Consider the following 11,746-nt stretch of genomic DNA (forward strand, 5'->3'; position numbering starts at 1 on the left):
ACCGACCTCCTGATGTCCACTTTGGTCGGTGTCGTGGGCGTTTACCGCCGGATGTCGCGGTTCAGCGGGAAACGACGGCCGCCGGTGCGCGAAGTGGACCGGAACCTGCCGCTGACTGTCGAAGCCGTCGAATCCGAAGCCGAAGACGTCGTCAGCCTGCGCCTGGCGAACGGCGGCCCGCTGCCGGGCTGGCGGCCGGGCGCGCACCTCGATCTGGTCTTGCCGTCCGGGCTCGTGCGGCAGTACTCGCTGTGCGGCGACCCGTCCGAAAAGGACCATTACCGCATCGCCGTGCGGAAGATCGGCGTCGCGTCGGCCGAGGTCCACGCCCTCACGCCGGGCACTCGGGTCACCGTGCGCGGCCCGCGGACGGCGTTCCCCTTCGTCGGCGAGGGCCCGTTCCGGTTCGTCGCGGGCGGGATCGGGATCACGCCGATCCTGCCGATGGTCCGCCGCGCGAAGGCCCTCGGCGCGGACTGGCGGCTGGTCTACACCGGTCGCAGCCGCGAGTCGATGCCGTTCCTGGCCGAACTGGAGGGCGACGACCGCGTCTGGATCCGCCCGGACACGGAGTACGGCATTCCCGCGTCGGGCGCCGAACTCCTCGACGGCCTGCCGGACGGCGCTTCGGTGTACTGCTGCGGCCCGGTGGCGATGATCACCGGAGTCCGCGTCGACCTGGAGCTGACCGGCGCGAAAGCCGTCCACTTCGAGCGGTTCGCGCCGCCGCCGATCGTCGACGGCGAGCCGTTCCAGCTGACTCTTCGCAGGTCAGGGCAGGTTCTGGACGTGCCGGCGGGCCGGACCGCCCTCGACGTCCTCCTCGAGGCACGGCCGGGCACGCCGTATTCGTGCCGCCAGGGTTTCTGCGGGACGTGCGCGGTGCCGGCGGCCGGCGGCGGGTCGATGCGGATCTGCGTCGACCGCGGCACCACCGTGCTCGACCTATGACTCCTGGGGCACCCAGGCGCCGATGACCGGCTTGAACTCGCGGATCGTCCGCTCGGCGACGACGCCCTCCAGCACGTACGGGTCCTGGTCGATCGTCGCCTTGAGGTGCGCTTCGTCGTCGGCCTGGTACAGCGTGATGCCGCCGGAGCCGTCGCCGAGCGGCCCGGCGACCGCGACGCGGCCCTCTTCGGCCAGCTTGCCCAGGAATTCGCGGTGCCGGGGCCGGACCGCCGGCATCTTCTCCTGGACGTAGGTGATTTCGACGAGGTACCAGGCCATGTGGATCTCCGGGGTCGGGCAGGGGCGGGACGGGACCGACGCTACCCGGGTCGTCACCGCGTCCCGGCATCCGATCTGTGGCTGTGTGGCACCGGGAAGCCAACCCGATAGGCTGGGCGTGCGTCAGTACCTGTGTGAGCGCTGTGAATACCGTGAACCTGCTGACGCGACACACCGTGCAAACCGGGGTCGAGGACAGGCAGGGGTTCATGCTCGAGGGCAATGCGGAACGCAGTGTCGAGGCAACCCTCGGCCATCTGCGGGTCATGGACGGTCCGGCCCCGGCGCAAGCGCCGACACCGCTGACCCTCGAAGACCTCTACCGCCAGCACCGCATGCGGCTGGTCCGGCTGGCGATTCTGCTGGTCGACGAGCCCGCGACGGCGGAAGACGTGGTGCAGGAGGCCTTCACCGGCCTGCATCGCAACTGGGGCAGGCTCCGGGACGCCGCGGCCGCCGTCGGCTACCTGCGCACCGCCGTGGTCAACGGGTCACGCAGCGTGCTGCGCCGACGCAAGACCGCGCGGGAGTACGTGCCGCCGCACGCGGTCAACGCGCGGTCCGCGGAGAGCCTCGCGATGCTCTCCAGCGAGCACCAGGCCGTGGTCAGCGCGCTGTCCAAGCTGCCGCCCCGCCAGCGCGAAGTGCTGGTGCTGCGTTACTACGGTGGGCTGAGCGAGGCCGAAATCTCTGAGGCCGCAGGCATTTCCAAGGGTACCGTTAAGTCGACCGCCAGCCGGGCGCTCGAGGCACTCCAGAAGGCCATGCAGGCCCCACAGTGACCCGGGTGGACCATTCCGATCACTGAGTCGTATCACCATGCTTGGTCCAGACCAATATATGCTGGGGTGCGTGAGAGGCGCCGGAGATTTCGTGATCATGGGCGGCCGGGTCGCTGCCCCGGACCGTGTACTCGATGACGGCTGGGTAGCCGTCTCCGACGGGCGGATCGCCGGCGTGGGTTCCGGGACCCCGCCGTCGGGCGAATACGTCGACGTCGGCGGGGCACTGGTCGTGCCCGGGTTCGTCGACACCCACTGCCACGGCGGGGGAGGTGCTTCGTTCACCTCCCTCGATCCCGAGGAGCTCCTGACGGCGGTGCGAGCGCACCGCCGTCACGGCACCACCACCATGCTCGCCAGCCTGGTGTCCGATCCGGTCGACATCCTGCGTGAGCAAGTCGCCGCGCTGCGTGAGATCGTCCAGGACGGCGAGGTCGCGGGCATCCACCTGGAGGGCCCGTTCATCTCGAAGGCCCGCTGCGGGGCCCACGACCCGGAGACGCTGCTCGAGCCGGACACCGGCACGGTCGACAAGCTCCTGCGCGCCGGCCAGGGCGCGATCCGGATGGTCACCATCGCCCCCGAGCTCCACGGCGGCGTCAAGGCCGTCCGGCAGCTGGCCGAATCGGGCGTCATCGCCGCCATCGGGCACACCGACGGCGTCGAGGAGCAGCTGCTGCCGGCCATCGACGCGGGCGCGACCGTCGCGACCCACCTGTTCAACGGCATGCGGCCGCTGCACCACCGCGAGCCGGGCCCGGTCGGGGCACTGCTCGATGACGAGCGCATCACGATCGAGCTCATCTGCGACCTGGTGCACCTGCACCCGACGGTCGTGCGGCTGGCCGCGAAGCACGCGGGCCGCAACCGGACGGTGCTCATCACGGACGCGATGTCGGCCACCGACGCCGCCGACGGCCGCTACACGCTGGGCCGGCTGGAGGTCGACGTCCACGACGGCGTCGCCACCCTGGCCGACAACGGGTCGCTGGCCGGCAGCACCCTGACGATGGACACCGCCTTCCGCAATCTGGTCCGGGGTGCGAAACTCGGCATCCTCGACGCGGTGCACGCGACGTCGCAACGGCCCGCCGAGCTGCTCGGCATCGCCGACCGCACCGGGATGCTGTGCCCCGGTTACGTGGCCGACATCGTCGTCCTCGACCAGGACCTGCGGCCGGCGAAGGTGCTGCGCCGGGGTGAATGGGTCGCCGAGGTGGGTACGGCTACCTTGAGTACCTGAGATCCTGCGAGCGAGACGGGCGGAGATGAGCGAGCCGAAGGACCCCGAGCAGCTGCTGGCGGACGCCCTTCGCGCGCAAGCCGTCTTCGCCCCGCAAGTCTCTCCGCCGGCGTCGTCGACTTCACCGACGACGCCGACCACACCGGCTCCACCGCCGGAACCGGGGACGGACGCGGTCCCGACCAGCGCGATCAACGAGCTGCCGTCGGCGTACGGGCTGCTGTCCGGCGCGAGCGCGGACTCGCTGGAGCGCGAGCGGGCGGCGCTGGACCCGGTGTCCGAGGCACCCACGGCGTACACCCCGCGTCCCCCGGAGCCGCCTCGCCAGGCCGCGCAGCTGCCCGCGTACTGGATTTTGTTGCTGGCAGTGCTGCTGGGGCTCGCCGCGGGGTCCGTGGTGGGCCTGCTCACGCTGGTCTGACCGGGTCTCAGTAACGACTCAGGGTGACCCTGTACCGTTTTTGGGGTGATTCTCGCCCAGAGCACGGTCAACACGATGTCCCTGCTGCCGTCATGGCTCGACCCGCAGCACCTGCTGAGCGGCCTGACCACGCCGGTCATCGCGGTGCTCTGCCTCATCATCTTCATCGAGAGCAGCGTCTTCCCGGTGCTGCCCGGTGACTCCCTGCTGTTCACGGCCGGCCTGTTCATCGCGAACGGCACCCTCGACGCGCCGTTGTGGCTGGTCTGCGTGCTGGTGACGGTCGCGGCGCTGCTCGGCAACGTGGTCGGGTACTACATCGGCTACTTCGTCGGGCCCAAGCTGTTCAACCGGCCGGATTCGAAGATCTTCAAGCAGGAGTACGTCCACAAGACGCACGAGTTCCTGGACAAGCACGGCCCGAAGGCGGTCGTGCTGGCCCGGTTCGTGCCGTTCGTCCGGACGTTCATCACGTGGATCGCGGGCATCGGCCGCATGGACCCGAAGCGCTACTTCACGTACACGGTGATCGGCGGCATCCTGTGGGCCGCGGGCATCACGGTGCTGGGCTCGCTTCTCGGCGGCGTGTCGTTCATCGCGAACAACGTCGACGCGATCTTCGTCCTGATCGTCCTGATCTCGGTGGTCCCGATCGTGATCGAGTACCTGAAGGCCCGGCGCGAGAAGAAGGCGGGCGCTTCGGCGGAGACCGATCCCGAGGTCACGCAGCGGATCCCGCGGGTGCGGGACTGAGATTTTGCTCGGCGAGAAGGGCCCCACCGGTCGGCGGCGGGGCCCTTCTTCGTCAGGTCATCGAGAACATCGAGCCCGGGTTGAACAGGTTCTCCGGGTCCAGCGCCGCCTTGATCTGGCGGTGCACCCGCAGCCCGATCGGCCCGATCTCCCGGGCCAGCCACTCGCGCTTGATCTTGCCGACCCCGTGCTCCCCGGTCACCGTCCCACCGAGGGACAACCCGACCTCGAGGATCGCGTCGAACGCCTTCTGCGCCCGCGCGAACTCGTCCGCGTCATCCGGCTGGTAGACGATCGTCGGGTGCATGTTGCCGTCGCCCGCGTGGCCCACCACCGCGATCCGCAGCCCCACCTCTGAACTGATCTTCTCGCACCCGCGAATGAGCTCCGCGATGCGCGTGCGCGACACGCACACGTCGTCCGTCAGCCACTGCCCGTACGTCTCCAGCGCCGTCAGCACCACCCGGCGGGCCTGCAGCAGCATCCGGCCCTCTTCGAGGTCCTCGGTCGTGTAGGCCAGGTCCGCGCCGCAGTCGGTGCAGATCTGCTCGATCGCCGCCAGCTCACGGCGGGCCACCTCGCCGCCCGAGTCGGACTGGCCCAGCAGCAGTGCCTGGCAGTCCGAACCCGCGCCCAGGTCGGTCTTCAAGTACGTCTCGGACGCCTTGATCGACGACGCGTCCATGATCTCCAGTAGGGACGGCACGAGCCCTTCGCGCACGATCCGGGCCACCGCCTCGCCCGCCGCCTCGGTCGTCGTGAAGCCCGCGACGAGCGTCGCCGGGGCCTGGGGCAGCGGCTTGAGCTGGACCGTCGCCTGCGTGATGACGCCGAGCGTGCCCTCGCTGCCGACGAACAGCCGGGCCAGGTCGTACCCCGCCACGCCCTTCACCGTCCGCCGTCCGGTCTTGAGCAGGGACCCGTCGGCCAGCACGACCTCCAGGCCCAGCACCGAGTCCGTCGTGACGCCGTACTTCACGCAGCAGAGGCCGCCCGCGTTGGTCGAGAGGTTGCCGCCGATCGTGCACCAGTCGTAGCTCGACGGGTCCGGCGGGTAGAACAGCCCGTGCTTCTCGACGGCGTTGCGGAAGTCCAGGTTGACGACGCCCGGCTGCACGACGGCGAGCCGGTTGCCCGGGTCGATCTCGACGATCTCGTCCAGCTTGGTCAGCGACAGCGTCACGCAGCCGTCGATGGCGTTCGCGGCGCCGGACAGGCCGCTGCCCGCCCCGCGCGGCACGATCGGCACCCCGGCTTCGGCACACGCCTTGACGACGGCCTGCACCTCCTCGACGTTCGCGGGCAGCACGACGGCGAGCGGCCGGCCGGAGGGTGCCAGCGGCATCATGTCGCGCGCGTACGACGCGGTGACGTCGGAGTCGGTGAGCACGGCGTTCTTGCCGAGCAGGTCGCGGAGCCGGGTGACCAAAGCTTCGTCGCTCATGTCGTCATGGTAAGCCCGGTCAGTCCGCACTGCGGAACTTCTATTTCAAAACCGCCCCTACCGGACCAAGCCGAGAACCTTGTCGACGTGGATGGTGAGCAGCACGCGCTGGTCGCTGACCATCGCGTCGCGGTACTCGTCCCAGTCGGGGTGCTCGCCGGCCGCGCGGCGGTAGTAGTCGACGAGCGCCTCGACGGTCTCGTCGTCCCGCGAAGCGGCCGGCGCCGTGAGCGAAGCGCGGCCCTCCGCGACGACGTAGCTCCAGCCGTCCTCGCTGCCCACGTGGTAGGTCACCCGCGGGTCGCGGCGCATGTTCTTCGTCTTCGCCCGCGTCTCGGTGATCGACGCGGTGATCGTGCCCGCCGCCGCGTCGTACAGGTGCGTGATCGTGGACAGCTGGGGCCGCCCGTCGCGGCGGATGGTGGCCAGGACACCGTGGCGGTGGCCGGCGAGGAAGTCCTTCAGCGCTGTGTCGTCGGTCATACCCCTACCAACCCGTGACGGCGTCCCTTGTTCCGAGCAGCCCGGAGGAAATCTGCTTGCATACGGCAACTAAAGTGTGTTCCGACACATCGAGCACACCTGCGCTTGCATAACCGCTAGTGAAGGCACATCCTTGCCTGAGGCAACTAGTTGCAGCCGCCAACCAACGCCGTTGAAGGATCCCTCATGGCACCGAACAGCTCCGCCACTCGGCCCAAAGCCGAACTGGACCTCGCCGACCAGCTCGGGCACGAGCTCGTCCGCCTGGTCCGCCTGATCAACAAGGCGAAGTCCCAGGTGTCCAAGCAGGGACCGGACGGCATCGAGCGGGCGGCCTACGCGATCCTCTTCACCCTCATCCACGAGGGCCCGCAGCGCACCAGCCGGCTCGCCGAGTCGCTCCACTCCGAGATCTCCACGATCAGCAGGCAGTCGAGCTCGCTCGTCCAGCACGGCCTGGTCGAGCGCCAGGCCGACCCCGAAGACGGCCGCGCCTGCCTGCTCGCGCCGACGTCCGAGGGCATGCGGGTGTTCGAAGAGAACCGCAAGCAGCGCAACCAATGGCTGGCCGACGTGCTCGGGGACTGGACCGACGGGGAAATCCAGACCCTGAACAAGCTCTTCGGCCGACTCAACACAGGTATCGAGAACCATTCTCCACAGCTGGCCGACGCCCAGGCGTCCGCCGGTGCACCGGCCAAGGGGGCCAACGCATGAGTTCCACCACCGAAACGCCGGCACTGCCCGAGGTGGGTCAACCACCCCGGCTGAGCCACCGCCAGATCGTCACGATCCTGAGCGGCTTGATGTGCGGCATGTTCCTCGCCGCCCTCGACCAGACCATCGTCGGCACGTCGATCGTCAAGATCGCCAACGACCTGCACGGCTTCGACCTGCAGGCGTGGGCGACCACGGCGTACCTGATCACCTCGACGATCGTCACGCCGATCTACGGCAAGCTCTCCGACATCTACGGCCGCAAGCCGTTCTACCTGGCCGCGATCACGATCTTCGTCGCCGGCTCGCTGGCTTCGGCCTTCTCGACCTCGATGTACGAGCTGGCCGCGTTCCGCGCGGTCCAGGGCCTCGGCGCCGGCGGTCTGATGTCGCTGGCCATGACCATCCTCGGCGACATCGTGCCGCCGCGTGAACGGGCGAAGTACCAGGGTTACATCCTCGCGGTGTTCGGCCTGTCGACCGTGCTCGGCCCGGTGCTGGGCGGGTTCTTCGCGGGCATCGAGCACGCCGGCAGCATCTTCGGCTACGACATCCACGGCTGGCGCTGGGTCTTCCTGATCAACGTCCCGATCGGCATCCTCGCCCTGTTCGTCGTCGCGAGGGTCCTGAACGTGCCGCACGAGCGCCACGAGCACAAGATCGACTGGTGGGGTGCGCTGACGCTGGTCGTCGCGGTCGTGCCGTTCCTGATCGTCGCCGAGCAGGGCCAGAAGTGGGGCTGGGGTGACGGGAAGGCGATCCTCTGCTACGTCATCGGCGGTGTCGGCGTCATCGCGTTCATCCTGGTCGAGCGGCTGATGAAGGAAGCCGCGCTGATCCCGCTGCGACTGTTCAAGAACTCGACGTTCACCGTGGCGATCATCGGCGGTGTCATCGTCGGTGTCGCGATGTTCGGCGCGATCACGATGATCCCGCAGTTCATGCAGGTCGTACAGGGCTACACGCCGACCGAGTCCGGTCTGCTGATGCTGCCGCTGATGGCCGGCATCATGCTCAGCTCGATCGTGTCGGGCCGGCTCACCGGAAAGACCGGGCGCTACAAGATCTTCCCGATCGTCGGCACCATCCTGATCGCCGGTGGCGCGTTCTTCTTCGCGCAGGTCAAGTACGACTCGCCGCTGTGGCACCCGCTGGTCGCGGCCGCCATCATCGGTCTCGGCCTCGGCCAGTGCATGCAGACGCTGATCATCGCGGTGCAGAACGCGGGCCCGCGCAGCGACATGGGCGTCTCGACCGCGTCGGCGACGTTCTTCCGCCAGATCGGTGGTACCGCGGGTGTCGCGATCTTCCTGACGGTCCTGTTCAACACCCTGATGCCCAACATCACGAAGGCGTTCGGCGGTCAGCTGCCGGCCGGCGCCGGCGCGGGCATCGGCAACCTGTCCGAGAACACCAGCGTGATCCAGACCCTGCCGGAGGCGATCAAGACGCCGATCCTGATCGGCTTCACCGAGTCGATCACCACGGTGTTCTACATCGCGGGCGCGGTGGCGCTGCTGGCCACGGTGGTGCTGCTGTTCATGAAGGAGATCCCGCTGACCAACGCGGCCCCGGCCGCGGCGGCCATGGAGGGCGGCGAGGCACTGCTCGAGGCGGACGAACACGACTTCACCGACGAGCCCACCGAGATCGTCGAGCCGGTCAAGCCGCTCGATCGCGAGCCGGCCCTGGTCGGCGGCGGGAAGCACGCCTTGAGCACCAACGGGCACGGTGACTACCAGGCCGTGTCGGGCGCGCTGCCGATGCCGATCACGAACTCCGTCGCCGACTCCGAGGTGGACGTCCCGGTCGGCGCGGGTGGCGTGCCGGTCGTCGGGCACGTGCGCCGTCAGGACGGCAGCCACGTCGCGGGCGCGGCGCTCACCCTGATCGACCAGCGCGGCCGCCAGGTCGCGCGGGCCACCGGCGCTCCGGACGGCAGCTACTCGGTCCCCAGCCAGGGCCCGGGCGCGTACGTCCTCATCGTGTCGGCCCACGGCCACCAGCCGCAGGCCTCCAGCGTCGTGATCGGCACCGGGCCGGCGACGGTCGACGTCACGCTCACCGGGTCCGGCGAGCTGACCGGCACCGTGAAGGCCGCGGCGACCGGCTCGCCGCTGCCGAACGTCACGGTGACGCTGACCGACAGCCGCGGCGAGGTGAACGGCGCGTTCATCACGACCACGGACGGCACGTACGCCTTCGTCGGGGTCGGCGCCGGGGCCTACACCCTGGTCGCCAGCGGCGCGGGCCACCGGCCCGTCGCGGTGACGCTGACCGTGCCGGACAGCGGCGTGCTGCGCCACGACGTCGAGCTGTCCAGCTCGGTGCAGCTCAGCGGGGTGGCGCGGACCGAGGGCGACCGGGTCGTCCCGGACGCGCGGATCACCGTGCTCGACGCCGAAGGCAACGTCGCGGCCGTGGCCCGGACCGACGGCGAAGGCCGGTACCTGGTGAGCGACCTGCCCGCGGGCGCCTACACCGTGGTCGCGAGCGGCTACCCGCCGGCGACCAGCCAGGTGGAGCTGACCGGCGGCGAAGCCGGTCACGACGTCCGGCTGAGCTACGACCAGGCCCTCGACGAGCTGGTCGACCGGTCATGACCGGTCTGCGCGCGACCTTCCGCACGGCCGAGGGCTGGGCGGTGGAGCACGCGGTGCTCACCGTGACCGACCCGGCCGGGCGGCAGGTCGCCCGGCAGGCGGCCGACGTCCGCGGCGACGTCGTCACCGACGCGCTCGCGCCGGGGACGTACACCGCGGTCGTCACGGCGGCCGGGTACACCCCGGTCGCCCGGATGGCGCAGGTCGCTTCGGACGGTTCGGGCTCGCTCGGCGACGTCGTGCTGGCCCCGGTCGCCGAGGCGATCGACCTGCCGCCCGCCGGGCCGTGGGTGATCGACCCGATGCACTCGTCGGTGGTCGCGACCGCCCGGCACCTGGGCATCGCGAGCATCAAGGCGCGGTTCCCGGACGTGTCCGGCCGGATCGAGATCGGCCGCCCGGCCGAGCGGTCGTCGGTGCACGCCGAGATCAAGGCGGCGAGCATCGACACGAACATCCGGATGCGCGACGACCACCTGCGCTCGCCGGACTTCCTCGACGTCGACGTCCACCCGGTGATCACGTTCGCGAGCACGGGGATGCGCCAGCGCGGGGTGGACTCGTGGACGTTGCTGGGCGACCTGACGCTGCACGGCGAGCGCCGCGAGATCGAGCTGGACCTGACGTACGGCGGCTGGGGCCCGGACCCGTGGGGTGGCGTGCGCGTGGCGTTCCACGCCGAGACGACGCTGCACCGCAACGACTTCGCGATCAACTACAGCGCGATGGTCCGGGCCGGTGTGGCGGCGGTCGGCACGGTCGTGAAGATCGAGCTGGACGTCGAAGCCGTCCAGGGCGAGTCGCTGCCGCAGTTCTGAGGTTTCCGGTTTGGGAAGGCCCTCTCACCGCTGGTGAGGGGGCCTTCACCGTTCGTAGAGCCTGAATATCCGGAAGCGCTCGATTCGACCGTTCGCCGTGGGCCGTTCACCTGGGGCACGTAGGCTCCTTGTGTGAACTTCGTGAGCATCGAGGCCGCGGGCGTCGGCGTGAGCTGGCTGGACACCGCCGGTCCGCTGCTCGTCTGGGTGATCGTGCTGAGCTTCGTGCTGGTCGAATGCGCGCTGATCATCGGGCTGTTCCTGCCCGGTGACTCGCTGCTGTTCGGGGCCGGCGTGGTGCTGGCCCAGCACGGGTCGGACCTCAACGCGTGGCTGCTTTCGGGCGCCGCACTGATCGTCGCCGTGTTCGGCAACCAGATCGGCTACTACATCGGGCGCACCAGCGGCACCAAGCTGATCGCCCGCCGCGACGGCAAGGTCCTGAACCGGCAGGCTCTCGAACGCGCGCAACGGTTCCTGGATCGGCGGGGCTTCTTCGCGATCGTGGCGGCCCGGTGGATCCCGTGGATCCGCACGCTGGCCCCGCTGATCGCGGGCGCCGCCCGGATGGACCCGCGCCGCTTCATGGCGGCGACGGCTCTCGGCGGCCTGCTGTGGGTGCCGACCCTGGTGCTGCTCGGCTACTACGGCGCCGGCCTGCTGGACGCGCTGCCGTGGCTGAAGACGGCCGCGCTGTGGATCAGCATCGCGTTCTTCGTGGTCGGGACCGGGTACGGCGTGCTGCGCTACCGCCAGGAGATGCGCCGCCCCGTCGAAGAGACGGACGACGCGCGGGCCTGAGCGTCAGAGCTCCGGGTCGGCCCAGATCTCGAGCTGGATGCCGTCCGGGTCGCGGAACACCACGACCTTCGAGCCTTCGAACGTGCGCGACGGCGCGGCGGGCAGGTACGAGACGCCGAACTCGGCGAGCCGGCACTCCCATTCGGCCAGCTCGGCGGTCGACCGCACGCGGAACGCGACGTGGTCGAGCCCGGTTCTGCGTTCGTCGAACCCGCGTCTTCCGGTGTCCGCGTGCTGGACCAGCACCACGGAGAACTCGTCCCCGGCGGACCGGAGCACGACCTTGCGCAGCCCCGTGTCCGGCTCTTCGCGCCGGGTGACCTCCTCGAGGTCGAGGACGCGGACGTACCAGGGCACGCTGCGGTCCACGTCGGTCACGGTGAGCGCGAGGTGGTGCACGGACATGAGTTTTGCCATGGCTTTCGAAGCCGTCCTTTCGCGTGGCGGCTCC

13 protein-coding genes are annotated in these 11,746 nt (G+C 69.8%); 9 read left to right on the forward strand and 4 right to left on the reverse strand.

Annotated features, from left to right (window positions below; all coding sequences use genetic code 11):
- Window positions 1–12 precede the first annotated feature (12 nt).
- Window positions 13–951, forward strand: a complete 939-nt coding sequence (locus QSK39_RS10805) for a PDR/VanB family oxidoreductase (protein ID WP_502873271.1) — start codon at window positions 13–15, stop codon at window positions 949–951.
- Here the strand turns inward: QSK39_RS10805 and QSK39_RS10810 are convergent.
- The gene (locus QSK39_RS10810; protein ID WP_285477475.1) at window positions 946–1,230 is read right to left on the reverse strand and encodes a YciI family protein; all 285 of its coding nucleotides are present in this window, start codon (window positions 1,228–1,230) and stop codon (window positions 946–948) included. The genes QSK39_RS10805 and QSK39_RS10810 overlap by 6 nt on opposite strands.
- Before the next feature lie 209 nt (window positions 1,231–1,439).
- Between QSK39_RS10810 and QSK39_RS10815 the strand changes: the two genes are divergently transcribed.
- The 4 genes from QSK39_RS10815 to QSK39_RS10830 all read left to right on the forward strand — a co-directional run bounded on the left by QSK39_RS10815 (window position 1,440) and on the right by QSK39_RS10830 (window position 4,429).
- Complete coding sequence (locus QSK39_RS10815) at window positions 1,440–2,012, forward strand: RNA polymerase sigma factor (RefSeq protein ID WP_199191266.1); 573 nt, start codon at window positions 1,440–1,442, stop codon at window positions 2,010–2,012.
- Between the two features lie 91 nt (window positions 2,013–2,103).
- The gene (gene nagA, locus QSK39_RS10820; protein ID WP_285477988.1) at window positions 2,104–3,255 is read left to right on the forward strand and encodes an N-acetylglucosamine-6-phosphate deacetylase; all 1,152 of its coding nucleotides are present in this window, start codon (window positions 2,104–2,106) and stop codon (window positions 3,253–3,255) included.
- Window positions 3,256–3,280: 25 nt separating this feature from the next.
- Window positions 3,281–3,676: a hypothetical protein gene (locus tag QSK39_RS10825; RefSeq protein ID WP_285477476.1), complete on the forward strand. Its 396-nt coding sequence runs from the start codon at window positions 3,281–3,283 to the stop codon at window positions 3,674–3,676.
- A gap of 45 nt (window positions 3,677–3,721) precedes the next feature.
- A complete protein-coding gene (locus QSK39_RS10830) occupies window positions 3,722–4,429 on the forward strand; it encodes a DedA family protein (RefSeq protein WP_285477477.1) in 708 nt (235 codons plus the stop codon).
- 52 nt (window positions 4,430–4,481) lie between these two features.
- Here the strand turns inward: QSK39_RS10830 and QSK39_RS10835 are convergent, their stop codons facing one another.
- Together QSK39_RS10835 and QSK39_RS10840 are read right to left on the reverse strand one after the other, a co-directional pair.
- A complete protein-coding gene (locus QSK39_RS10835; protein WP_285477478.1) occupies window positions 4,482–5,873 on the reverse strand; it encodes an FAD-binding oxidoreductase in 1,392 nt (463 codons plus the stop codon).
- 57 nt (window positions 5,874–5,930) lie between these two features.
- Entirely contained in the window at window positions 5,931–6,356 is a 426-nt protein-coding gene (locus QSK39_RS10840) for a PPOX class F420-dependent oxidoreductase (RefSeq protein WP_285477479.1), read from the reverse strand.
- A 186-nt stretch (window positions 6,357–6,542) separates the two neighbouring features.
- Between QSK39_RS10840 and QSK39_RS10845 the strand changes: the two genes are divergently transcribed.
- The 4 genes from QSK39_RS10845 to QSK39_RS10860 all read left to right on the forward strand — a co-directional run bounded on the left by QSK39_RS10845 (window position 6,543) and on the right by QSK39_RS10860 (window position 11,295).
- Entirely contained in the window at window positions 6,543–7,073 is a 531-nt protein-coding gene (locus QSK39_RS10845) for a MarR family winged helix-turn-helix transcriptional regulator (RefSeq protein WP_285477480.1), read from the forward strand.
- Complete coding sequence (locus tag QSK39_RS10850; protein WP_285477481.1) at window positions 7,070–9,676, forward strand: MFS transporter; 2,607 nt, start codon at window positions 7,070–7,072, stop codon at window positions 9,674–9,676. Before QSK39_RS10845 ends, QSK39_RS10850 begins: the two co-directional genes overlap by 4 nt.
- Window positions 9,673–10,494, forward strand: coding sequence for a YceI family protein (locus QSK39_RS10855; RefSeq protein WP_285477482.1), 822 nt, complete (start codon window positions 9,673–9,675; stop codon window positions 10,492–10,494). Before QSK39_RS10850 ends, QSK39_RS10855 begins: the two co-directional genes overlap by 4 nt.
- Before the next feature lie 132 nt (window positions 10,495–10,626).
- The gene (locus tag QSK39_RS10860) at window positions 10,627–11,295 is read left to right on the forward strand and encodes a DedA family protein (RefSeq protein ID WP_285477483.1); all 669 of its coding nucleotides are present in this window, start codon (window positions 10,627–10,629) and stop codon (window positions 11,293–11,295) included.
- 3 nt (window positions 11,296–11,298) lie between these two features.
- Here QSK39_RS10860 and QSK39_RS10865 read toward each other — a convergent pair whose 3' ends face one another.
- Window positions 11,299–11,712: a VOC family protein gene (locus QSK39_RS10865; protein ID WP_284749866.1), complete on the reverse strand. Its 414-nt coding sequence runs from the start codon at window positions 11,710–11,712 to the stop codon at window positions 11,299–11,301.
- Window positions 11,713–11,746: the final 34 nt, after the last annotated feature.

The sequence above is a fragment of the Amycolatopsis sp. NBRC 101858 genome, from assembly GCF_030269325.1.
In the GTDB taxonomy this organism is placed as follows: domain Bacteria; phylum Actinomycetota; class Actinomycetes; order Mycobacteriales; family Pseudonocardiaceae; genus Amycolatopsis; species Amycolatopsis ponsaeliensis.

What these genes read in the sequence shown, in the direction of transcription:
- QSK39_RS10805 (WP_502873271.1), top strand. Translation starts at nt 13, where the DNA reads ATGTCCACTTTGGTCGGTGTCGTGGGCGTTTACCGCCGGATGTCGCGG.
- QSK39_RS10810 (WP_285477475.1), bottom strand. Translation starts at nt 1,230, where the DNA reads ATGGCCTGGTACCTCGTCGAAATCACCTACGTCCAGGAGAAGATGCCG.
- QSK39_RS10815 (WP_199191266.1), top strand. Translation starts at nt 1,440, where the DNA reads ATGCTCGAGGGCAATGCGGAACGCAGTGTCGAGGCAACCCTCGGCCAT.
- QSK39_RS10825 (WP_285477476.1), top strand. Translation starts at nt 3,281, where the DNA reads ATGAGCGAGCCGAAGGACCCCGAGCAGCTGCTGGCGGACGCCCTTCGC.
- QSK39_RS10835 (WP_285477478.1), bottom strand. Translation starts at nt 5,873, where the DNA reads ATGAGCGACGAAGCTTTGGTCACCCGGCTCCGCGACCTGCTCGGCAAG.
- QSK39_RS10840 (WP_285477479.1), bottom strand. Translation starts at nt 6,356, where the DNA reads ATGACCGACGACACAGCGCTGAAGGACTTCCTCGCCGGCCACCGCCAC.
- QSK39_RS10845 (WP_285477480.1), top strand. Translation starts at nt 6,543, where the DNA reads ATGGCACCGAACAGCTCCGCCACTCGGCCCAAAGCCGAACTGGACCTC.
- QSK39_RS10850 (WP_285477481.1), top strand. Translation starts at nt 7,070, where the DNA reads ATGAGTTCCACCACCGAAACGCCGGCACTGCCCGAGGTGGGTCAACCA.
- QSK39_RS10855 (WP_285477482.1), top strand. Translation starts at nt 9,673, where the DNA reads ATGACCGGTCTGCGCGCGACCTTCCGCACGGCCGAGGGCTGGGCGGTG.
- QSK39_RS10865 (WP_284749866.1), bottom strand. Translation starts at nt 11,712, where the DNA reads ATGGCAAAACTCATGTCCGTGCACCACCTCGCGCTCACCGTGACCGAC.